This is a genomic window from Nocardioides caricicola, from assembly GCF_039541135.1.
Lineage (GTDB): Bacteria > Actinomycetota > Actinomycetes > Propionibacteriales > Nocardioidaceae > Nocardioides > Nocardioides caricicola.
On the sequence record NZ_BAABFQ010000004.1, the window covers coordinates 97,894 to 117,755 of the forward strand.

A 19,862-nucleotide genomic window follows, 5' to 3' on the forward strand; every position below is an offset into this window, starting at 1 on the left:
CCGAGAGGTCAGCCCCGCGCCAGGGGTACGTCGAGCCGGTCGGCGAGCTCGTCGTACGTCGTACCGAACGTCTCGAGCACGGTCACGCCGGACGACCCGACCTGGAACACCGCGACGTCGGTGTAGACCCGGTCCACGCAGCCCACGCCGGTGAGCGGGTAGATGCACGACGGCACCAGCTTCGGCGTGCCGTCCTTGGCGAAGAGCGTCATCATCACGAACACCCGCTTCGCGCCGATCGCGAGGTCCATCGCGCCGCCGACGGCGGGGATCGCGTCCGGCTCACCGGTGTGCCAGTTGGCGATGTCGCCTGCCGCGGAGACCTGGAACGCCCCGAGCACGCACACGTCGAGGTGGCCGCCGCGCATCATCGCGAAGGAGTCGGCCGAGCTGAAGTACGACGACCCGGGCAGCTCGGTGACCGGCTGCTTGCCGGCGTTCGTGAGGTCGGGGTCGATCTCGTCGCCGTGGGCCGCCGGGCCCATGTTGAGCAGGCCGTTCTCGGTGTGCAGCACGACGCCGGAGCCGGCGGTCAGGTGGTCGGCGACCAGCGTGGGCTGGCCGATCCCGAGGTTCACGAACGACCCGGCCGGGATGTCGGCGGCGACCCGGGCCGCCATCTCGTCCTTGCTGAGACTCATACCCGCACCACCCGATCCACGTAGATGCCCGGCGTCACGACGGCCTCGGGGTCGAGGTCGCCGGTCTCCACGACCTCGCTCACCTGCGCGATGGTGGTCGCGGCTGCCGTCGCCATCACCGGGCCGAAGTTGCGCGCGGTCTTGCGGTAGACGAGGTTGCCCATCCGGTCCGCGCGGTGCGCGCCGACCAGCGCGACGTCGCCGCGGATCGGGTACTCCAGGACGTAGGTGCGACCGTCGATCTCGCGGGTCTCCTTGCCCTCCGCGAGCGGCGTGCCGACCCCGGTCGGCGAGAAGAACGCGCCGATCCCGGCGCCCGCGGCGCGCATCCGCTCGGCGAGGTTGCCCTGGGGGACGAGCTCCAGCTCGACCTTGCCGGCGCGGTAGAGCCCGTCGAAGACCCAGGAGTCGTGCTGGCGTGGGAACGAGCAGACCATCTTGCGCACGCGGCCCTTCGCCAGCAGCGCGGCGAGCCCGGTGTCGCCGTTGCCCGCGTTGTTCGACACCACGGTCAGGTCGGAGGCGCCCTGCTCGATCAGCGCATCGATCAGCGCGACCGGCATCCCTGCCATGCCGAACCCGCCGACCAGCACGGTCGAGCCGTCCTCGATGCCGTCGACGGCCTCGGCGGCACTGTCGCAGATCCTCACGACACGTTCTCCAGCACGACGGCCAGCGCCTGGCCGACGCCGATGCAGATCGCGGCCACGCCGTACCGCCCCCCGGACTCGGTCAGTCGCGCGGCGAGGGTACCGAGGATCCGCCCGCCGGACGCGCCGAGCGGGTGGCCGATCGCGATCGCGCCGCCCTTGCTGTTCACGATCTCGGGGTCGATCCGCCACGCGTCGACGCAGGCCAGGGACTGGACCGCGAACGCCTCGTTGAGCTCGACCGCGCTCACGTCGTCCCACGTGATGCCGGCCCGGGCGAGCGCGCGGTCGGCGGCCTCGACCGGCGCGTAGCCGAACATCTGCGGCTCCACGGCCGCGACGCCGCGGCCCGCGATCCGGGCGACCGGGTCGATGCCGACGGCCGCGTCCTCCGAGCCGAGGAGCACCGCAGACGCCCCGTCGTTGAGCGGGGACGCGTTGCCGGCGGTGATCGTGCCGTCCGTGCGGAACGACGGCTTGAGCCCGGCGAGCTTCTCGGCGGTGGACCCGGGCCGGATGCCCTCGTCGCGGGCCAGGTCGCCCACCGGGACCACGAGCCCGTCGTAGAAGCCGGCGTCCCACGCGGCGGCCGCGAGGTTGTGCGACCGGGCGGCGAACTCGTCCTGGCGCTCGCGCGGGATCGAGAACTTCTCGCCGAGCATCTCGTTCGCCTCGCCCAGCGAGACCGTCCACTCGGCCGGCATGTTCTCGTTGACCAGCCGCCAGCCCAGCGTGGTCGACACCGCGGTGACGTTGCCGGCGGGGAACGCGCGCGAGGGCTTGGGCAGGACCCACGGCGCCCGGGTCATCGACTCCACGCCACCGGTCAGCACGACGTCGGCATCGCCGGACTCGATCACCCGCGAGCCGATCATCGCGGCGTCGAGGGAGGAGCCGCAGAGCCGGTTCACGGTCGTGGCGGGCACGCTGACCGGGAGCCCCGCGAGCAGCACGGCCATCCGGCCGACGTTGCGGTTGTCCTCGCCGGCCTGGTTGGCACAGCCCCAGGCGACGTCGCCGATCGCGGCGGGGTCGAGGTCGGGCGCCTTCGCCAGCACGCCCTGGATCGCGGTCGCGGCGAGGTCGTCGGGGCGCACCTCGGCGAGGGCGCCGCCGAAGCGGCCGAACGGCGTGCGGGCGGCGGCGTACACGAACGCGGAGCTCATGCATACGAGCCTAGGTCGGGACCGCCGATCATCTCCAATACTGAATCCTGCTCGATTGATAACCTCCACGCATGGAACTGCGACACCTGCGGTCCTTCGCCGTCCTCGCCGAGGAGCGGCACTTCGGGCGCGCGGCCGAGCGCTTGCACCTCGCCCAGCCCGCGCTCTCGCAGCAGGTCAAGCAGCTCGAGCGCGAGCTCGGCGTCGAGCTCTTCACGCGCACCACCCGCCGCGTCGACCTCACCGAGGCCGGCGCCCGCCTGGTCGGGCACGCACGCGAGGTGCTCGGCGACGTCGACCGAGCCCGCGACGACATGGCCGCGCTCGCGTCGGGTCGCGCGGGCCGGGTGTCGGTCGGGTTCGTCGGGACCGCGACGTACGACGTCCTCCCCCGGGTCGCCCAGGAGGTGCGCCGCTCGCTGCCCGGCGTCGAGCTCGACCTGCGGGGCGAGCTGCTCTCGCCCGAGCTGGCCGCCGGGCTGGCCGACCGCACCTACGACCTCGCGCTGCTGCGCCCCGGCGAGCCGGGCCTCGACGCGCGCACCCTGCGCACCGAACGACTCGTCGCGGTGCTCCCGGCCGGGCACCCGCTCGCCGGCCGGCGCCGGATCGGGCTGGCCGCGCTGCGGGACGAGGCCTTCGTGATGCACCCGTCGGGTCACCGGTCGTCGATCCATGCCCGGGTGCTGGAGGCCTGCGCGGCCGCGGGCTTCCAGCCGTCGTCGGTCGTCGAGGTCGCCGAGACCGCGACGCTCGTGGTGTTCGTGGCCGCCGGCCTGGGCGTCGCACTCGTGCCCGAGCCGGTGCGCGCGCTCGGCCTGGAGGGCGTCGCCTACGTCGCGCTCACCGACGCGCCGACCATCGACCTCGCGCTGGCCGCACGCGCCGACGCCTCACCCGCCGCCCAGCAGGTCGCCGCGATCGTGGCGCGGTGCGTCTAGCTCGGACTGCCGCCGGACCAGTGGCTGTTCTGGGTGAGGTCGTGCTGCCACTTCGCCCGGGCGTTCATCGAGTCGTCCATCGGGGCGTTCTGCGTGATGTGCCGACCGGGCCGCTTGCGGCCCCGCACCTGGACCCAGATCGTGGCGCCCACGAGCACCACCGCTGCCGCGATCAAGAAGTAGGTGAACACTGGCGTCCCCGTTCGTCCGAGTAGGTCGAGGGTAGCCGTCGTTCGCGGTTTCACCGGGTATGTAGACGAACCGTCACATCCCACGGCGTGCAGGCCATGGGAAGTGCGGGTTCACCAGGGCACCATGGTGAACCTGCGAACGACGCACACCAGCCCTACGCCAGCCCCTCCTCAGCCAGCACCTGCTGCGCGACCCGGAAGGCGGTGTTCGCGTCGGGCACCCCGCAGTAGATCGCGCTCTGCAGCAGCACCTCCTTGATCTCGTCGACCGTGAGGCCGTTGCGCAGCGCGGCCCGCAGGTGCATCGCCAGCTCCTCGTGGTGACCGCGGGCGATCAGCGCGGTCAGCGTGATCATCGAGCGGGAACGCCGGTCGAGGCCGGGGCGGGTCCAGATCTCGCCCCAGGCGTACGTCGTGATCAGCTCCTGGAAGTCCCGCGTCAGGTCGGTGGTGCCGGCGCTCGCGCGGTCGACGTGCTCGTCGCCGAGCACCTCCCGCCGCACCTTCATGCCGTCGTCGTAGCTCATGAGTTCGCCTCCCGGCAGTGCTCTCGGATCAGGTCGGCCACCGCTTCCGGGGCCTCGGCGGGTGCGAGGTGCGCGACGCCGGGCAGCTCGGCGTACCGCCCGCCCGGCACGCCGTCGGCGACCTCGCGCAGCAGCTCCGGCGGACAGACGGCGTCGTCGGCACCGGCCACGGCCAGCACCGGTACGGCGATCTCGCCGAGCCGGTCGCGCACGTCGAAGGCGGCCAGCGCCGCGCAGACCGCGACGTACCCCTCGTCGGCGGCGTCACTCAGCGCGTGCAGCAGCGCCGACGCCCGCGCCGGTTCGCGGTCCAGAAACCCGGGGCCGAACCACCGGCCGGCCGAGGCGGCCACCAGGGACGGGGTGCCCGAGGCGCGCACCTGCTCGATGCGCTCCTGCCAGCCCTCGGCGGTGCCGATCTTCGCGCCGGTGCACAGCGCGACCACGCCGCGCACCCGGTCCGGCGCGTCCAGCGCCAGCTGCAGCCCGACCGCGCCGCCGACCGAGTCGCCGGCGTAGCAGAACGGCCCGTCCACGCGGTCGAGCACGCGAGCAGCGAGGTCCGCGATCGTGACCGGGCCGGTGACGGGCTCACCGCCGTGCCCGGGCAGGTCCCACGCCACCACCTCGAAGTCGTCGGCGAGCAGCTCCGCGCAGGCGCTCCAGAGCGTGGCGGCCGACGTGCCGAGCGACGGGCCGAGGACCAGCTTCATCCGAGGGATCCCTTCGCCCGGGCGACCACGTGGTCGACGTACGCCCCCGCGTCGCCGAAGTACGTCGGCGCCGGGTCGTCGGTCATGCTCCGCTGCTCGGCGAGCACCGCCTCGCCGGCCGCGGCCAGGGTCGCGGCCATCCGGTCGGCGTCGACGCGGAGGTCGGCGACGAGCGTGGCGGTCTGCGACGCCGCGACCAGCGTGCGGCGGACCAGGTCGCGCAGCGTCGCCCACTCCGCGTGCCAGCCGCCGTCGGCGCGGTCGTCGACCTGCTGCGCCGCGGCGAGGTGCAGGGTCGCCGCGAGCTGCGGCGTGGTCAGGGCGGCACGCCGCACGAGCACCGACAGCGTGGGGTTCGCCTTGTTCGGCATCGTCGACGAGCCCCCGCCGGAGCCCTCCGCGAGCTCACCGATCTCCGGCCGCGACATCGTCACGACGTCGTTCGCGATCCGCGCGCACGCGTCGGTGCACCCGGCGAGCGCGTCGCCGAGCCGTGTGACCGGAGCCCGCGTCGTGTGCCAGCGCGGCACCCCGGCCGGCACCTCGCGCCCGAGCTCGACGATCGCCGCGCGGGTCCCGGCGGCGCCGCCGAGCTGCTGGGGGAACGCGAGGCGGGCCAGGTCGTCGTCGGCGTCGAGCACCGCGGTCAACCAGGCGGCGACCCGGAAGCCGAACGTCGTGGGCACGGCGTGCTGGGTCAGCGTGCGCGCCACCATCGGCGTGTCCCGGTGCGCCTCGGCGAGGTCCGCGAGCCGGCGTACGACCGTCGCGAGGTCGCGCCGAAGCGTCGTCACCGCCGACTCCGCCATCCGCATCAGCGCGGAGTCGACGACGTCCTGGCTGGTGAGCCCGCGGTGCGCGTTCGGGTAGGTCTCGCGGATCCGCTTCACGAGCGGGATCACCGGGTTGCCGCCGGACTCCGCCTCGAGCGCGACGTCGTGCGCGTCGACGACCCAGCCGACCTCGGCGCCGAGCCACTCCTCCTCGACCGCGAGCATCGCGCCGAGGAAGTCCTCGGTGGTGAAGTGCGATCCGGCGCGCTCGTCGCCGGGCCAGAACAGGTCCGCCATGCAGGTCAGTCTTGCGTGTACGACAGGAAGACGGTCTCGTCCGCGCCCTGGAGCCGGATGTCGAACACGAACCCGCGGTCGTCGGCCTCGGCGTCGAGGCTGCGCAGCGCGGCCGGCGCGGCGCCGGGCAGGTAGGCGCGGGTGAAGAGCCGGTGCAGCAGCCCGCGCGCGAAGACCGTCAGCCCGAAGTACGGCGTCGGGCCGCCCGGGCGCAGCGTCGTGAACTGGTACCGCCCGGTCCGGTCGGTCGACGCACGACCCCAGCCGGTGAACGTGTAGCCGTCGCGGTGGAACGAGCCCTCGGCCTGCGGGACCGTCCCGTCGGGGGCGAGCTGCCACAGCTCGAGGATCGCGTCGGGGACGCCGTTCCCCTCCCCGTCGAGCACGCGGCCGTGCAGCCGCACGGCGTCCGGGCGGCCGACGGGGACGAGCTCGTTGTCGCCGTCGAAGGGCAGGGCGTAGCCGAAGAACGGGCCGACGGTCTGGCCGGGCGTGGGGGCGGCGGTCACTCGACGTCTCCTTCGACGGGGGTGCGGTGCGAACCGGTGAGCACGATGTCCCAGCGGTAGCCGGTCGCCCACTCGGGCGTCGTCAGGTCGTGGTCGTACGTCGCGACCAGCCGGCCGCGGGCGGCCGGGTCGACGATCGACTGGTAGATCGGGTCGAGCGCGAACAGCGGGTCGCCGGGGAAGTACATCTGGGTGATCAGCCGCTGGGTGAACTCCGTGCCGAACAGCGAGAAGTGGATGTGCGCGGGCCGCCAGGCGTTCTGGTGGTTGCGCCACGGGTACGGCCCGGGCTTGATCGTGGTGAACCGGTAGAACCCGTCGCCGTCGGTCAGGCAGCGGCCCATGCCGGTGAAGTTCGGGTCCAGCGGCGCCGGGTGCTGGTCGCGCTGGTGGATGTAGCGTCCGCCGGCGTTCGCCTGCCAGATCTCGACGAGCTGGTGGCGCACCGGCCGGCCCTCGCCGTCGGTCACCCGGCCGGCGACGACCATCCGCTCGCCGATCGGCTCGCCGCGGTGCTGGATCGTGAGGTCGCTCTCGAGCGGGTCGACGTCACGCTGGCCGAACACCGGCGCCCACAGCTCCAGCTCCTCCGGGTCGAGCTGGAACGGCGCCTTCGTGGGGTGCCGCAGGATGCTCGAGCGGTACGGCGGGTAGTCGAGCCGGACCCCGTGCTCCACGGTGCCCGACGCGTCGTACTCCTTCGAGATCGCCTCGATCTCCGCGCTGATGTCGCCCTGCGTCTCGGTCACGCGGCTCACGGTAGGGAGCCGAGCGCGGCGCGAGGTACCGCCCGATTCCGTTCAGTGGAAGACTGGCCCGCATGGCCGGCAACACCTCGACGCCCGGTGCGACCGTCACGTCCCGCGCGCTGGCGCTGCTCGGGGCGTTCGACGAGCACCACCGCCGGCTCACCCTGACCGACCTGGCCGCGCGCGCCGGGCTGCCGGTGCCGACCGCGCACCGGCTGGTCGGCGAGCTGGTCGCGTGGGGCGCGCTGGCCCGCACCCCGTCCGGGGAGTACGTCGTCGGCCGCCGGCTCTGGGACATCGGGCTGCTCGCTCCCGTGCAGACCGGGCTGCGCCAGCTCGCCTCGCCGTTCCTGCACGACCTGTACGGCGCGACGCTGGCGACCGTGCACCTCGCGGTCCGCGACGGCACCGAGGTGCTCTACCTCGACCGGCTCTCCGGGCACGCATCGGTGCCGGTGGTGAGCAGCATCGGGTCGCGGCTGCCGATGCACGCGACGGGCGTCGGCAAGGTGCTGCTCGCGCACGCCCCCGACGACGTGCAGCAGGCGGTGCTCGCGGACCTGCCCCGGGTCACGGCGTACACCATCACCCAGCCGGGGACGCTGCGCCGCCAGCTCGCCCGCGTGCTGCGCGACGACTACGCAACGACGGTCGAGGAGATGAGCCTCGGCGGGTGCTCGGTCGCCGTGCCGATCCGGCGCGACGGCGAGGTGGTCGCGGCGCTCGGGATGGTGCTGCCGTCGCTGGGCCGTGAGCGGCCCCGGCTGGTCGGAGCGCTCCAGGTCGCCTCTCGCGGCATCGGCCGCGCACTTTCGGCCAGTGGAAACGAGTGATGGCAGCGCCCGCGTGACCCGCCCTTGACTGCAGGCATGACCACCTCAGGGCGCACCCAGGTCGCCATCGTCGGCGCCGGCCCGGCCGGCGTCCTCCTGTCCCACCTGCTCGCCGCAGACGGCATCGAGTCCGTGGTACTGGAGACCCGCTCGGAGGAGTACGTCGCCGGCCGGATCCGGGCCGGGATCCTCGAGCAGTCCACCGTCGACCTGCTGACCGAGGTCGGCCTCGGGGAGCGGCTGGCGCGCGAGGGCGACCAGCACCACGGCATCTACCTGCAGTGGCCGGGCGAGCGCCACCACCTCGACTTCGTCGACCTGGTCGGCCGGTCGGTGTGGGTCTACGGCCAGACCGAGGTGCAGAAGGACCTGGTCCTCGCGGCCCACGCCCGGCAGCAGCAGTTCGTCTACGAGATCAGCGACACCGCCCTGCACGACCTCGAGTCCGACCGACCGTGGGTGACCTGGACCGACGCCGACGGGGTCCGGCACCGGCTCGACGCCGACGTGGTCGTCGGTTGCGACGGCTCGTTCGGCCCCTCGCGCGGCGCCGTGCCCGACGAGGTGCGCCGGACCTGGGGGCGCACCTACCCCTACTCGTGGCTGGGGATCCTGGCCGACGTCGCCCCGTCGACCGACGAGCTGATCTACGCCTGGCACCCCGACGGCTTCGCGCTGCACTCGATGCGGTCCTCGACCGTGTCGCGGTTCTACCTCCAGGTCCCCAACGACACCGACCTCGCGGACTGGTCCGACGACCGGATCTGGGACGGCCTGGCCGCGCGGCTCGGCCACGGGCTGGACGGCTGGGAGCTCGCGACCGGGACGATCACCGACCGGAGCGTGCTGCCGATGCGGTCGTTCGTGCAGCAGCCGATGCGGCACGGCCGGCTGTTCCTCGCCGGCGACGCCGCCCACCTGGTCCCGCCGACCGGCGCCAAGGGCCTCAACCTCGCCGTCGCCGACGTCGCGCTGCTGGCGCCGGCGCTGGCCGCGCTGCTCAAGGGCGACCCCGCGCTCGCGGACGCCTACTCGGACGCCGCCCTGCGACGGGTCTGGCGCTGCACCCACTTCTCGTGGTGGATGACCACCATGCTGCACAGCAACGACGACCCGTTCGACCGCGAGCTCCAGCTCTCGCAGCTGCGTTGGGTCGCGAGCAGCCGCGCCGGCGCCGCCGGGCTCGCCGAGAACTACGCGGGCCTCCCGATCGGGTTCTGACCGGCCTAGACCGGTTCCCGGCCGAGGGTTGGGCCGGTGTGACGGAGGGCACACCCTCGTCCACGGACGAGGGAGGTTTGCATGATCAGGTACGCAGTGCGGCTGGTCCTGGCGGGAGGGGTCGCGCTCGCGCTGACCCTCGCCGGCCTGACCGGAGCGACGAGCGCGAACGCCAGTGCGGGCACGGGTGCCACCGCCGCGAGCGCCGAGCGCGCCGCGGGGTGCGCCCAGGAGAAGAAGCAGGTCAAGGCCTCGAAGAAGGCCCTCAAGAAGGCCAACCACAAGGTCAAGAAGGCGAAGAAGGCCAAGCGGACGGCCGACGGCGCCAAGCAGCGCCAGTCGGCTGACAAGAAGCTCAAGAAGGCCAAGAAGCAGCAGGCGAAGGCGAAGAAGAAGCTCAAGCGCGCCCAGGCCAAGCTGAAGAAGTGCCGCGCCCAGGGCGGCGGCGAGGAGCCGGAGAACCCGCTGCAGCCCGCGTGCGACGCCGGACTGCCGCAGCCGATCTGCGACGCCTTCGCGACGCTCCCGATCCCGAACGGCGGCGGCGACAGCCCGATCCAGGCGCTCTGCGACGCCGGACTGCCGCAGGCGATCTGCGACGCGGCGACCCTGCCGCCCGGCGAGGACGGCAGCAGCCCGATCCAGGCGCTCTGCGACGCCGGGCTGCCGCAGACGATCTGCGACCAGACCGGTGGTGGCGGTGGCGAGATCCCGGACCCCGGTGGGGTCCTGGACCCGGTCTGTGAGCTCGGCCTGCCGCTGCCCATCTGCGAGACGCCGGCCGGCGGCGGGGGCGACAACGGCGGTGGGGGTGGCACCGACCCGGGCCTGCCCGACCCGTGCGACCTCGTACCCCTGCCGATCTGCGGGCTGGCGCGCGCGGCGTGACCTGCGCGACCTGACGACCGAGTGGGAGTCAGTCCCCGTCCGAGGCCAGCTCGGGGACTGGCTCCCGTCGCACGCGGAAGCGGCGGTAGCTGTAGACGATCAGGCCCAGCGCGATCAGCCCCGACGCGATCTGGGTGACACCGGTTGCGGCGCCGCCCGGGAGCCACAGCGCGTCGCTGAGCGTCCACCAGGACGGCGGCTCCTCGGGGCCCCAGATCCAGTACACGCCGCAGGCGATCAGCCCGAGCGCGAGGGTCACCGACATCGTGATCCGGACCCAGTTCTCGACGCCCTCGGCGGCGCCACGCAGGGCCCTGACCTTGATCGGCTCGAGCCGGCGCTCGGCCCACTCGTACTCCTGCGACAGCACGACCAGGCCGCCGGCCAGCATGAGCAGGCCGGGGCCGGGCAGCACGAGCGCCGCGACGCCCGCGACGACGAGCATCCAGCCGACGACCTCCAGCACCCAGCGCCGGACCCGGTCCCTCATGGCGTCAGCCTCTCAGAACCGGGCAAACCGGTCGGGCATCTCCGGTTCAGGCGGCGAGGCTCAGGTCCTCGCGCTGGACGTTCGGGTCGATGCCCGCGGGCAGCGGGACGATCCGGGCGTGCACGTGGGCGGGGAGGCTGACCCGGGTCAGGACCGCGACCGCGCCCAGGGTCGCGGTGATCGCGTAGAGCACGTTCGCGTCGACGTCGGCGATCACGCCGTACGCGCCGCAGAGCAGGGCGTCGAACACCAGGAAGACCCAGCCGGACGCGGCGATGCCGGACACGTCGTGGCTGCGCCAGGCCGTGATCGCGGCCGGGGTGATCAGCAGCGCGACCGAGCAGCCGAGAACCACCGTGATCGGCACCGCGCCGACCAGCGGCACCGCCGCGGTCGCGCTCAGGATCACCGCGAGCCAGACCACCGGGAGCCACATCCGCGCGCGGCTGCCGCCGTCGCGCCACGCCAGCACGAGCGCCCCCGCAGTCGCCGGCAGCGCGACGAACGCCGGCAGCGCCACCCAGATCTCGCCCTCGGCGAGGCCGAAGACGGTCCAGGCGATGCCACTGATCGTGGAGTTCGCGAGCGCGGCGACGCTGATCCCGGCGGCGGAACGGCCGCGGACCAGCTTGGCGAGCTGAGGGACGGTGCAGGCGAACGCGAGCAGCGTGGCCGCGAGGCCGAGCGTGGTCGCGAGGGAGATGTTCACGGTGACTCTGACTTTCTGCGCCGAGGCGCACGCACGACGACGCGGCCGCCGCCGGGTGGCGACGACCGCGTCATGGTGAAGCGGATGGAGGAGACCGGCGGCGCTTGGTCAGCCGACCGGTACACCGAAGATCTTACCGTCCTATCGGGCAGATCCCGACCGAATTTAAGGTGTCAGGCCGTTCAGGCAGGGTGATCTCCCGCACACGACCCTCAGATGTCGGTGACCCGGACCCCCGCGTGCGCCTTGTAGCGGCGGTTCACGCTGATCAGGTTCGCGGTCAGCGCCTCGACCTGGTGGGCGTTGCGCAGCCGGCCGCCGTACACACCGCGGACGCCGGGGATCGTGGCGCAGAGGTCCTGCACCAGGTCGGTGGCCTCGCGGACGTCACCGAGCACGAGCACGTCGGTGTCGACCGACGCGACCTCGGGGTCCTCGAGCAGGACCGCGCTGACGTTGTGGAAGGCACCGACCACCGTGCTGTCGGCGAGGATCGCCTGCGCCTGCTGCGCGGCCGAGCCCTCCTCGACCGGCAGCGCGTAGGCGCCCTGCTTGTCGAAGCCGAGCGGGTTCACGCAGTCGACGACGACCTTGCCCGCGAGGGCGGGAGCGAGCTCGGCGAGCAGCTCGCCGTGGCCCTCCCACGGCACTGCGACCACGACGATGTCGCCGGCCGCCGCCGCACCCGCGTTGTCGGCCCCGGTCACGGTGCCGCCGGTGGCCTCCGCGAGGGTGCTCGCGGTCTCGCCCGCGCGCTCGGCGCTGCGGCTGCCGATCACGACCGGCACACCGGCGGCGGCGAAGCGCCGCGCCAGGCCGCGGCCCTGCGGGCCGGTGCCACCCAGGACGGCGACGGTCTTGCCTGCGAGCGACTCGGGGAGGTTCGTCATGCCGGTCACTCTCTCAGCCGGAGGCCCCGGCCCGGGAGGTGCCCACCACGTGGCACCCGCCACACTGGAGCCATGCCCGCATCGCGCCTGCTGCCGTCCGAAGAGGCCGTCGACCTGATCGCCCTGGTCCGTGACCTCGCCACCAACGAGCTCGGCCCCGAGGTCGCCGGTGCGGAGCGCACCGAGACCTTCCCCCGCGACGCCTTCCGGACCCTGGGCCGCGCCGGGCTGCTGGGGCTGCCCTACCCGGAGCAGTACGGCGGCGGCGGGCTGCCGTACGAGGTCTACCTCCAGGTGCTCGAGGAGATCGGCGCGATCTGGGCGAGCGTCGGCGTCGGCGTCTCCGTGCACGCGCTGAGCTGCTTCGGCCTGGTGACCGCCGGGACCGAGGAGCAGAAGGAGCGGTGGCTGCCGGACATGCTCGGCGGCGAGCTGCTGGGCGCCTACTGCCTCTCCGAGCCGCACGCCGGCTCCGACCCGGCGGCGATGACGACCCGCGCCCGCCGCGACGGCGACGAGTACGTCATCACCGGCGCCAAGGCGTGGACCACCCACGGCGGGCACGCCGACTTCTACAAGGTGATGGCGCGCACCGGCGACGGCCGCGGCGACATCTCCTGCTTCCTGGTGGACGCCGGCTCCGACGGGCTGTTCGCCGACCCGCCGGAGCAGAAGATGGGGCTCACCGGCTCGGCGACCGCGACCATGCGCTTCGACGACGTCCGCGTCCCGGCCGACCGCCTGCTGGGCGCCGAGGGCGACGGCCTCAAGATCGCGCTCGCCGGGCTGGACTCGGGCCGGCTGGGCATCGCCGCGGTCGCCACCGGGCTCGCGCAGGGCGCGCTCGACCACGCCGTCGCGTACGCCCAGCACCGGGAGACGTTCGGCGAGCGGATCATCGACCACCAGGGCCTGGCGTTCGTGCTGGCCGACATGGAGGCGGCCGTGCAGTCAGCGCGCGCGACTCTGCTGCACGCGGCGCGGCTGAAGGACCAGGGCCTGCCGTTCAGCCGGGAGGCGTCGATCGCGAAGCTGGTCGCGACCGACAACGCGATGAAGGTGACCACCGATGCCGTCCAGGTGCTCGGCGGGTACGGCTACACGCGTGACTTCCCGGTGGAGCGCTACATGCGTGAGGCCAAGGTGATGCAGATCTTCGAGGGCACCAACCAGATCCAGCGGATGGTGATCGGGCGTTCCCTCGACCGCGGTGGCGCGGGCACGCTGTCCCGCGCCACCGACTGATCGAGCAGCCGCTGCGCTGGCCCGGTCGCGGGAGGTCGGTCAGCGGCAGTCGTCGCCGCCGGCGAACACGTCGCCCGCCGAGAACGGCGCGCCCTTCGCGGCGTTGTTCAGCGACGCCGCGCCCACCGAGGTGAGCACGAGGGCGTAGTCGCCGTGGTCGCCGCCGCGGTCGTGGTGCCGCTTGCCCGAGACCCGGAGGATCGCCGCCCGCGAGCCGTCGCGCAGCTTCGCGGTGATCACGCCGTTGTCCTTCACCTTCAGGCGCTCCCAGGTGATGTTCGGGCCGGCGCCGGTGTAGGCGACCCCGCCGCGCAGGGCCATCGCCCGGTCTCCGTCGCCGCCGCGGCGGTGGTCGCCCCCGGCGACGGGGAAGCTCAGCACGACCTGGCCGTCGTGCGTCCAGGCGTCGGCCTTGCCGATCGCGGCGATCCGGTTCTGCCCGTCGCGCAGCTGCTTGCTGGCGCGCTCGCTGAGCGGGATGACGACGTCGTACCCGTCGTCGCCGTCGTGCCCACCGGTCGCGCTCGCGGGTGGGGCCGCGGTCAGCACGCCCCCGGCGCAGAGGGCGACGGTCGCAGCGACGGCCAAGGCGGTGCGGTGCTTCATCTGGAGCTCCTCGTGTCGGGTGTGCTCCCTCCATCCGCCCCGTGCCCGCAATGCCCGCGGCCAAACGTCCTTGCCTGTGTCGGTGGCGCCGCCTAGGTTGCTGCCAGCTGTGATCCAGGTCACCCTCGGGAGTCTCCATGCATCGTCGTCTCGCCCTCGCCGCGCCCCTCGCCGTCGCCATCGCCGTCGCGCTGGGCCTCGCCGCCCCACCCGCCTCGGCGGCACCGGACCTCGACGGTGACTACGCCCGGCACGCCCCGCGCCCCGGGCTCACCGACCAGAACTTCTACTTCGTGATGGGCGACCGGTTCGAGAACGGCGACCCCGCCAACGACACCGGCGGGCTCACCGGCGACCGCGACACCACCGGCTTCGACCCCACCGCCAAGGGCTTCTACAACGGCGGCGACCTCGACGGGCTGCGCTCCCGGCTCGACTACATCGAGGGCCTCGGCACCGACGCCATCTGGCTGACCCCGATCTTCAAGAACAAGCCGGTCCAGCTCGAGGACGGCCCCTCGGCGGGCTACCACGGCTACTGGATCACCGACTTCACCCAGATCGACCCGCACCTCGGCACCAACCAGGACCTCGCCGACCTGGTCGACGCCGCGCACGAGCGCGGGATGAAGGTGTTCTTCGACATCATCACCAACCACACCGCCGACGTGATCGGCTACGAGGAGGGTGCCCGCACGGCGTACGTCTCGAAGGACGCGGTGCCGTACCGCGACGCCTCCGGCGACCCCTTCGACGACCGCGACTTCGCCGGCACCGAGGAGTTCCCCGAGCTCGACCCGGCGACGTCGTTCCCCTACGTCCCCGAGCTCGACGCCGGCGAGGAGGACCTCAAGGTCCCGGCCTGGCTCAACGACGTCACGAACTACCACAACCGCGGCAACACGACCTTCACCGGCGAGGACAGCCAGTACGGCGACTTCTTCGGCCTCGACGACCTCTTCACCGAGAAGCCCGAGGTGGTCGACGGAATGGTCGACATCTACCGCACCTGGGTCGAGGACTTCGACATCGACGGGTTCCGCATCGACACCATGAAGCACGTCGACGACGCGTTCTGGCAGGAGTTCGGCCCGCGCATGCAGCAGATCGCGGCCGCCGACGGCAACTCCGACTTCTTCATGTTCGGCGAGGTGGCGCTCGACGGCAGCGACCTGGCCGCGAAGCAGTTCACCGCGCAGTACACGACCCGCAACCGGATGCAGGCGATCCTCGACTTCCCGTTCCAGGCCGCCGCCCGCGACTTCGCGTCGAAGGGCGAGACCACCCGGCGGCTCGCGAAGTTCTTCGCCAACGACGACGTCTACACCGACCGCGACTCCAACGCGTACTCGCTGCCGACGTTCCTGGGCAACCACGACATGGGCCGGATCGGCTACTTCCTGAAGACCGACAACCCGTCCGCCGACGACGCCGAGCTGCTCGCCCGCGACCGGCTTGCCCACGAGCTCATGTACTTCTCGCGCGGCAACCCGGTCGTCTACTACGGCGACGAGCAGGGCTTCGCCGGGCTCGGTGGCGACCAGTCGGCGCGGCAGACGATGTTCGCCAGCCAGGTCGAGGAGTACCGCACCGGCGACCAGATCGGCACCGACAACACCGGCGCCGACGACAACTTCGTCACCGACCACCCGTTGTACGCGTCGATCGCCGACCTCGCGGCGCTGCGGGCCGAGCACCCGGCCCTGGCCGACGGCGCCCAGCAGGTCCGCCACGCCTCCGACGGTCCGGGGCTGTTCGCGTTCTCCCGGATCGACCGCCGGCAGCAGCGCGAGTACGTCGTGGTGCTGAACAACAGCACCGAGGCGGCGTCGGCCGACATCCGGACGTGGGTCCCGCGGGGCACCTTCGTGAAGCGCTACGGCGAGGGTCCGGCCACGCTGACCACCAACGTCCGGCGCGAGCTGGATGTGCTGGTGCCCGGGCTGTCCGCCGTCGTCTACGAGTCGGAGACCCGGATCCCCGCGTCGAAGCGGGCGCCGCAGGTCCGGCTCGGGGTCACGACCGGGGGCATCTCCCAGGGCCGCATCGCGGTCCGGGCGAACGTCCGCGGCTCCTCGTTCTACGAGGTGACCTTCCAGCGCCGGACCGGATCCGGCGGGTGGCGGACCATCGGTGTCGACGACACGGCGCCCTACAAGGTCTACGACGACCCCGGGCGACCCGCGGGCACGAAGGTGCAGTACCGCGCCGCGGTGCTCGACAACGCCGGGCACACCCGCGGCACGTCCCCGTTGGGGGTCCGGGTGCCGCAGACCGCGGTCCGCATCACCTCCCCCGCGTCCGACGGACGGGTCGGCGACGTCTACCCGGTCACGGTCGCGGCGTCGGTCGACCCGGAGGGTCCGCGGCAGGTCGTCCGCTTCCAGCGGTCGGTCGCCGGCGGAGCGTGGACCGACCTCGGCACGGACTCCTCGGCGCCGGCGTACACCGTCGTCGACGACGTGTCCGACCTCGAGCGCGGCACGACGGTGCGCTACCGGGCGATCCTGTCCGAGCCCGGGTCGCCGCGGGTCGTGAGCGACCCGGTGAAGGTCACGGTGTCCGCCCCGGAGCCCAGCGTCGACTCGGTGACCGTGGCCGGCAGCCTGCAGAGCGAGCTCGGCTGCCCGGAGGACTGGCAGCCCGGCTGCGCCGCCACCCACCTGGCCTTCGACACCGCGGACGGCCTGTGGCACGCCACGTTCACGCTGCCGGCCGGGAGCTACGACTGGAAGGTCGCGATCGACGACTCCTGGACGGTCAACTACGGCGCCGGCGGGGCGGCCGGCGGCGGCAACCTGACGCTGGTCGTCCCCGAGGGCGGCGGCAGCTACGTCTTCACGTGGGACCCGACGACGCGCGAGCCCTCGGTGGCGCCGGCAGGATAGGGTTCTTTACCGGTCACTTGACCGATAAAGAAGGCACGGCTACTGTACCGGTCAAGAGACCGAAGGAGGAGCCATGACTCTCGACCCCATCGCCGCCAACCTGGCCGTCCGCGCGGCTCGCGCCACCGCGGGCAGCGCCCGCCCCGACGCCCCCGTCGTCCCCGACCCCGAGCCGCGGGCACCCCGCCTGGCCGGCACCCGGCTGCGGTCCGCGGCCGCCCTGCACGCCCTCGCCCGATGGATGGAGCCCCGGCCGGCCGAGACCTGCCGTCCGAGCCGGGCGTGAGCACGATTTCGCGGGTGACCGATACTGGGTCACCTATGGCCAAGGTGACTCTCCAGTCGATCGCCGACCGCGTCGGCGTCAGCCGGATGACGGTGTCGAACGCGTTCTCGCGCCCCGACCAGCTCTCGGCCGACCTGCGGGCCCGGATCCTGGCCGCCGCCGACGAGCTCGGGTACGTCGGGCCGGACCCGGCCGCCCGGGCGCTGGCGCGCGGGCGCACCGGCTCGGTCGGCCTGCTGATCAACGGCAGCCTGAGCGAGGCGTTCGAGGACGCCGTCTCCGCGGCCTTCCTCGCCTCGGTGTCCGACGAGCTGGCCGGCCGCGGCATGGCGCTCACCGTGATGCCGTCGTCGTCCGACCCGGCCTTCGTGCCCGCCCGCGACGTGGCCGTCGACGGCGTGCTCGTCTACATCTGCGACCCGACCGCCCCCGACCTCGGCTGGCTCGAGCGCCGCAACCTCCCGATGGTCGTGGTGGACCACAACCTGCGCGAGGGCACCGCATCGGTGAACGTCGACGACCGCGGCGGCGCCCGGCTCGCCGCGCAGCACGTCCTCGACCTCGGCCACCGCCGGATCGGGATCGTCACCCTCGAGACCGACCCCGAGCCGCTCAACTACCCCGCTCGCGAGCGGATGCTCGGCTGGCGCGACGCGTTCGACCCGGCCGGCGTCGAGCCGGTCGTCGTCCGGACGCCCTACCAGCCCCCGACCGCGGCGTACGACGCCGCCCGCGAGCTGCTCGCCGGACCGGACCGGCCGACGGCCGTGGTCTGCTTCTCCGACGCCTTCGCGTTCGCGACGATCCGCGCGGCGGAGTCGCTGGGCCTGCAGGTCCCGGCCGACGTCTCGGTCGTCGGGTTCGACGACAGCAGGCTGGCCGCGAGCAGCCGGCCGCCGCTGACGACGGTGCGCCAGAACGTCGCCGCCAAGGGCCGCGCGGCGGTCAGCACGATCGCGGCCGTGATGGGCGGCGGCCAGCCGGAGCAGGTGATGCTCCCGACCGAGCTGGTCGTGCGCGAGAGCACGGCACCGCCCGCCGGCTGAGCCCGGTCAGGTGGCGATGAAGAGGATCTCGTCGCGGCCGTAGGACATGCCCGGGTGCGCCTCCGCGAGGTGCTGCTGGGTCAGCTCGACCAGCTCGTCCTCGTCCTGGCCCTTGATCACCTCGCCGCAGGGGCAGCTCAATCGCGTCTTCATGTCAGCAGCCTAGGCCTCCGCCCGGCCCGGGCACCGGGCCGAGCACCCGGGCCGACACCTCGGTGAGGTCGATCGCGAGCCGGTCGGCCGAGCGCCGCTGCGGGCCGTCCTCCTCGCGCAGCCAGGCGCGGACGACCCCGAGGAACCCGGCGGCGGCGTACCGGACCGCGGTGGGGCCGGCGGCCGGGGTGCGCTCGGCGAGCCGGTCGGCGAACCAGTTCTCGACCGCGTCGCGCGAGCCCGCGAACCCCGAGCAGGCCCCGATCGTGCGCCGCCAGGTCGCGCGCTCCGCATCGAGCTCCTCCAGGAAGCGGGTGACGAGGCGGTGGGACAGGTCCGGGCCGTCGGCGAGCTCGTCGCGCAGCTGCACGAAGCGGCGCTCGACCCCGGCGACCGCGACGTCGTCCACGCTCGCGAAGTGCTGGTAGAAGGTCGGTCTGCTCACGCCGGCCGCGGCGCACAGCGCCGAGACCGTGATGTCCTCGGGGTCGCGGGTCTCGAGCAGCACCCGCAACGCGTCGACGAGCTGCGCGCGGCTCCGCGTGATCCGTGAGTCGGTGGTATCTGGCGCCGCCATCGCCCCTCCTCCCCCGTGAGTTCAACCGATGAGTTCGGCCCGCGATCCGGGTCGGACCCCGATGTGGGGATCTCTCGATCCCCGGCTATCTTACAGATGTAAGTTTTCGCGAGAGGATGTACGACGGACATGGCGGTGAGCACGGTCGCGCCCACCACGGTGGAGGCCAGCGCGTCGCGCCGTACCGTCGGCGTGGACGTGGCGCGGGAGCTCGCCCAGGTCCTGGGCGCCTTCCTCCTCTACAACCTCGGCCGGATGCTGGCCGCGCAGGACCTCGGCCAGGCCGACGCCCACGCGGACCTCATCCTCGACGCCCAGCGCTGGCTGCACCTGCCCACGGAGGCCTCGCTGCAGGTCTGGGCGCTCGGCCACGACTGGCTCATCGACCTCGCGAACCGCTACTACGTGTCGGTCCACTTCCCGCTGACCATCGCGGTGCTGGTGTGGCTGTACCGCTACCGGCGCCCGGCCTACCACTGGGCGAAGCGGGCGCTGCTCGCCGCGACCGGCGCCGCGCTGGTCTTCCACGTGCTCGTCCCGGTCACGCCGCCGCGACTGCTGAGCTCGCTCGGCATGGTCGACACCGGGCACGCCGGCGGGATATCGATCTACCACGCGCCGGTGCTCGGCAGCATGTCGAACGAGTATGCCGCGATGCCGAGCCTGCACGTCGGCTGGGCGCTGCTCATCGCGGTCGTCCTGATCGCCGCCAGCCGTACCCCGTGGCGCTGGCTGTGGCTGCTGCACCCGCTGGCCACGCTGTTCGTCGTCGTGAGCACGGCGAACCACTACTGGCTCGACGGGCTGGCCGGGTCCGTGCTCGTGCTCGGCGCGCTGTGGCTGACCCGACCGCGGGTGAGGCCCTAGTCTCCG

24 protein-coding genes are annotated in these 19,862 nt (G+C 73.1%); 9 read left to right on the plus strand and 15 right to left on the minus strand.

The genetic code is table 11. The features are described 5' to 3' along the window. Positions 1–8: 8 nt before the first annotated feature. Genes ABD875_RS07565 through ABD875_RS07575 form a run of 3 tightly spaced genes read right to left on the minus strand, consistent with a single transcriptional unit; the run spans position 9 to position 2,457 of the window. Positions 9–641, minus strand: coding sequence for a 3-oxoacid CoA-transferase subunit B (locus ABD875_RS07565; RefSeq protein WP_345172909.1), 633 nt, complete (start codon positions 639–641; stop codon positions 9–11). Next, positions 638–1,291 (minus strand): 3-oxoacid CoA-transferase subunit A, encoded by a 654-nt coding sequence (locus tag ABD875_RS07570; RefSeq protein WP_345172911.1) that lies wholly within the window; start codon positions 1,289–1,291, stop codon positions 638–640. The genes ABD875_RS07565 and ABD875_RS07570 overlap by 4 nt, the downstream gene beginning before the upstream one ends. Beyond that, entirely contained in the window at positions 1,288–2,457 is a 1,170-nt protein-coding gene (locus tag ABD875_RS07575; protein WP_345172913.1) for a thiolase family protein, read from the minus strand. The genes ABD875_RS07570 and ABD875_RS07575 overlap by 4 nt, the downstream gene beginning before the upstream one ends. A 71-nt stretch (positions 2,458–2,528) precedes the next feature. Here ABD875_RS07575 and ABD875_RS07580 point away from each other — a divergent pair, with 71 nt between their 5' ends. Beyond that, entirely contained in the window at positions 2,529–3,398 is an 870-nt protein-coding gene (locus tag ABD875_RS07580) for a LysR substrate-binding domain-containing protein (RefSeq protein ID WP_345172915.1), read from the plus strand. On the opposite strand, the gene ABD875_RS07585 is transcribed toward ABD875_RS07580, so the two are convergent. From ABD875_RS07585 to pcaH, 6 genes are all read right to left on the minus strand, one after another. Beyond that, positions 3,395–3,589 (minus strand): hypothetical protein, encoded by a 195-nt coding sequence (locus ABD875_RS07585; protein WP_345172917.1) that lies wholly within the window; start codon positions 3,587–3,589, stop codon positions 3,395–3,397. The genes ABD875_RS07580 and ABD875_RS07585 overlap by 4 nt on opposite strands. A gap of 155 nt (positions 3,590–3,744) precedes the next feature. Further along, complete coding sequence (gene pcaC, locus ABD875_RS07590) at positions 3,745–4,116, minus strand: 4-carboxymuconolactone decarboxylase (protein WP_345172919.1); 372 nt, start codon at positions 4,114–4,116, stop codon at positions 3,745–3,747. Continuing rightward, on the minus strand, positions 4,113–4,829 hold the full coding sequence (locus tag ABD875_RS07595; protein ID WP_345172921.1) for an alpha/beta fold hydrolase: 717 nt from the start codon (positions 4,827–4,829) through the stop codon (positions 4,113–4,115). Before ABD875_RS07595 ends, pcaC begins: the two co-directional genes overlap by 4 nt. Then, complete coding sequence (locus ABD875_RS07600) at positions 4,826–5,899, minus strand: lyase family protein (protein WP_345172923.1); 1,074 nt, start codon at positions 5,897–5,899, stop codon at positions 4,826–4,828. Before ABD875_RS07600 ends, ABD875_RS07595 begins: the two co-directional genes overlap by 4 nt. A gap of 5 nt (positions 5,900–5,904) precedes the next feature. Continuing rightward, complete coding sequence (locus tag ABD875_RS07605) at positions 5,905–6,408, minus strand: dioxygenase family protein (RefSeq protein ID WP_345172925.1); 504 nt, start codon at positions 6,406–6,408, stop codon at positions 5,905–5,907. Then, positions 6,405–7,157: a protocatechuate 3,4-dioxygenase subunit beta gene (gene pcaH / locus ABD875_RS07610; RefSeq protein WP_345172928.1), complete on the minus strand. Its 753-nt coding sequence runs from the start codon at positions 7,155–7,157 to the stop codon at positions 6,405–6,407. The genes ABD875_RS07605 and pcaH overlap by 4 nt, the downstream gene beginning before the upstream one ends. A 71-nt stretch (positions 7,158–7,228) precedes the next feature. On the opposite strand from pcaH, the gene ABD875_RS07615 reads away from it, so the two are divergent. The 3 genes from ABD875_RS07615 to ABD875_RS07625 all read left to right on the plus strand — a co-directional run bounded on the left by ABD875_RS07615 (position 7,229) and on the right by ABD875_RS07625 (position 10,099). Next, positions 7,229–7,990 carry an IclR family transcriptional regulator gene (locus ABD875_RS07615; RefSeq protein ID WP_345172929.1) on the plus strand — a complete coding sequence of 254 codons (762 nt, stop codon included), beginning with the start codon at positions 7,229–7,231 and terminating at the stop codon, positions 7,988–7,990. 36 nt (positions 7,991–8,026) lie between these two features. After that, on the plus strand, positions 8,027–9,211 hold the full coding sequence (locus tag ABD875_RS07620) for a 4-hydroxybenzoate 3-monooxygenase (RefSeq protein WP_345172932.1): 1,185 nt from the start codon (positions 8,027–8,029) through the stop codon (positions 9,209–9,211). An 81-nt stretch (positions 9,212–9,292) separates the two neighbouring features. Then, positions 9,293–10,099 carry a hypothetical protein gene (locus ABD875_RS07625; RefSeq protein WP_345172934.1) on the plus strand — a complete coding sequence of 269 codons (807 nt, stop codon included), beginning with the start codon at positions 9,293–9,295 and terminating at the stop codon, positions 10,097–10,099. 28 nt (positions 10,100–10,127) lie between these two features. Here ABD875_RS07625 and ABD875_RS07630 read toward each other — a convergent pair whose 3' ends face one another. The 3 genes from ABD875_RS07630 to npdG form a co-directional block, all read right to left on the minus strand. After that, on the minus strand, positions 10,128–10,589 hold the full coding sequence (locus ABD875_RS07630) for a PGPGW domain-containing protein (RefSeq protein ID WP_345172935.1): 462 nt from the start codon (positions 10,587–10,589) through the stop codon (positions 10,128–10,130). A gap of 46 nt (positions 10,590–10,635) precedes the next feature. Then, the gene (locus ABD875_RS07635) at positions 10,636–11,298 is read right to left on the minus strand and encodes a PQ-loop domain-containing transporter (protein ID WP_345172936.1); all 663 of its coding nucleotides are present in this window, start codon (positions 11,296–11,298) and stop codon (positions 10,636–10,638) included. A gap of 212 nt (positions 11,299–11,510) precedes the next feature. After that, positions 11,511–12,188 (minus strand): NADPH-dependent F420 reductase, encoded by a 678-nt coding sequence (gene npdG, locus ABD875_RS07640; protein ID WP_345172937.1) that lies wholly within the window; start codon positions 12,186–12,188, stop codon positions 11,511–11,513. A 72-nt stretch (positions 12,189–12,260) separates the two neighbouring features. On the opposite strand from npdG, the gene ABD875_RS07645 reads away from it, so the two are divergent. Beyond that, on the plus strand, positions 12,261–13,433 hold the full coding sequence (locus ABD875_RS07645) for an acyl-CoA dehydrogenase family protein (RefSeq protein ID WP_345172938.1): 1,173 nt from the start codon (positions 12,261–12,263) through the stop codon (positions 13,431–13,433). Between the two features lie 39 nt (positions 13,434–13,472). Here the strand turns inward: ABD875_RS07645 and ABD875_RS07650 are convergent, their stop codons facing one another. Next, complete coding sequence (locus ABD875_RS07650; protein WP_345172939.1) at positions 13,473–14,039, minus strand: hypothetical protein; 567 nt, start codon at positions 14,037–14,039, stop codon at positions 13,473–13,475. 137 nt (positions 14,040–14,176) lie between these two features. On the opposite strand from ABD875_RS07650, the gene ABD875_RS07655 reads away from it, so the two are divergent. The 3 genes from ABD875_RS07655 to ABD875_RS07665 all read left to right on the plus strand — a co-directional run bounded on the left by ABD875_RS07655 (position 14,177) and on the right by ABD875_RS07665 (position 18,259). Beyond that, entirely contained in the window at positions 14,177–16,927 is a 2,751-nt protein-coding gene (locus tag ABD875_RS07655; RefSeq protein WP_345172940.1) for an alpha-amylase family glycosyl hydrolase, read from the plus strand. 73 nt (positions 16,928–17,000) lie between these two features. Further along, complete coding sequence (locus ABD875_RS07660) at positions 17,001–17,213, plus strand: hypothetical protein (RefSeq protein ID WP_345172942.1); 213 nt, start codon at positions 17,001–17,003, stop codon at positions 17,211–17,213. 35 nt (positions 17,214–17,248) lie between these two features. Continuing rightward, entirely contained in the window at positions 17,249–18,259 is a 1,011-nt protein-coding gene (locus ABD875_RS07665) for a LacI family DNA-binding transcriptional regulator (protein ID WP_345172944.1), read from the plus strand. Between the two features lie 6 nt (positions 18,260–18,265). Here the strand turns inward: ABD875_RS07665 and ABD875_RS07670 are convergent, their stop codons facing one another. After that, a complete protein-coding gene (locus ABD875_RS07670) occupies positions 18,266–18,412 on the minus strand; it encodes a hypothetical protein (RefSeq protein WP_243058490.1) in 147 nt (48 codons plus the stop codon). Between the two features lies 1 nt (position 18,413). Next, positions 18,414–18,989 carry a TetR/AcrR family transcriptional regulator gene (locus ABD875_RS07675; RefSeq protein WP_345172947.1) on the minus strand — a complete coding sequence of 192 codons (576 nt, stop codon included), beginning with the start codon at positions 18,987–18,989 and terminating at the stop codon, positions 18,414–18,416. A gap of 129 nt (positions 18,990–19,118) precedes the next feature. Between ABD875_RS07675 and ABD875_RS07680 the strand changes: the two genes are divergently transcribed. Next, entirely contained in the window at positions 19,119–19,856 is a 738-nt protein-coding gene (locus ABD875_RS07680) for a phosphatase PAP2 family protein (protein ID WP_345172949.1), read from the plus strand. Positions 19,857–19,862: the final 6 nt, after the last annotated feature.

Bases quoted from the DNA above. Each gene is read 5' to 3' on its own strand.
- ABD875_RS07565 (WP_345172909.1), bottom strand. From the start codon at position 641: ATGAGTCTCAGCAAGGACGAGATGGCGGCCCGGGTCGCCGCCGACATC.
- ABD875_RS07575 (WP_345172913.1), bottom strand. From the start codon at position 2,457: ATGAGCTCCGCGTTCGTGTACGCCGCCGCCCGCACGCCGTTCGGCCGC.
- ABD875_RS07580 (WP_345172915.1), top strand. From the start codon at position 2,529: ATGGAACTGCGACACCTGCGGTCCTTCGCCGTCCTCGCCGAGGAGCGG.
- pcaC (WP_345172919.1), bottom strand. From the start codon at position 4,116: ATGAGCTACGACGACGGCATGAAGGTGCGGCGGGAGGTGCTCGGCGAC.
- ABD875_RS07595 (WP_345172921.1), bottom strand. From the start codon at position 4,829: ATGAAGCTGGTCCTCGGCCCGTCGCTCGGCACGTCGGCCGCCACGCTC.
- ABD875_RS07600 (WP_345172923.1), bottom strand. From the start codon at position 5,899: ATGGCGGACCTGTTCTGGCCCGGCGACGAGCGCGCCGGATCGCACTTC.
- ABD875_RS07615 (WP_345172929.1), top strand. From the start codon at position 7,229: ATGGCCGGCAACACCTCGACGCCCGGTGCGACCGTCACGTCCCGCGCG.
- ABD875_RS07620 (WP_345172932.1), top strand. From the start codon at position 8,027: ATGACCACCTCAGGGCGCACCCAGGTCGCCATCGTCGGCGCCGGCCCG.
- ABD875_RS07625 (WP_345172934.1), top strand. From the start codon at position 9,293: ATGATCAGGTACGCAGTGCGGCTGGTCCTGGCGGGAGGGGTCGCGCTC.
- ABD875_RS07630 (WP_345172935.1), bottom strand. From the start codon at position 10,589: ATGAGGGACCGGGTCCGGCGCTGGGTGCTGGAGGTCGTCGGCTGGATG.
- npdG (WP_345172937.1), bottom strand. From the start codon at position 12,188: ATGACGAACCTCCCCGAGTCGCTCGCAGGCAAGACCGTCGCCGTCCTG.
- ABD875_RS07645 (WP_345172938.1), top strand. From the start codon at position 12,261: ATGCCCGCATCGCGCCTGCTGCCGTCCGAAGAGGCCGTCGACCTGATC.
- ABD875_RS07650 (WP_345172939.1), bottom strand. From the start codon at position 14,039: ATGAAGCACCGCACCGCCTTGGCCGTCGCTGCGACCGTCGCCCTCTGC.
- ABD875_RS07655 (WP_345172940.1), top strand. From the start codon at position 14,177: ATGCATCGTCGTCTCGCCCTCGCCGCGCCCCTCGCCGTCGCCATCGCC.
- ABD875_RS07660 (WP_345172942.1), top strand. From the start codon at position 17,001: ATGACTCTCGACCCCATCGCCGCCAACCTGGCCGTCCGCGCGGCTCGC.
- ABD875_RS07665 (WP_345172944.1), top strand. From the start codon at position 17,249: ATGGCCAAGGTGACTCTCCAGTCGATCGCCGACCGCGTCGGCGTCAGC.
- ABD875_RS07670 (WP_243058490.1), bottom strand. From the start codon at position 18,412: ATGAAGACGCGATTGAGCTGCCCCTGCGGCGAGGTGATCAAGGGCCAG.
- ABD875_RS07675 (WP_345172947.1), bottom strand. From the start codon at position 18,989: ATGGCGGCGCCAGATACCACCGACTCACGGATCACGCGGAGCCGCGCG.
- ABD875_RS07680 (WP_345172949.1), top strand. From the start codon at position 19,119: ATGGCGGTGAGCACGGTCGCGCCCACCACGGTGGAGGCCAGCGCGTCG.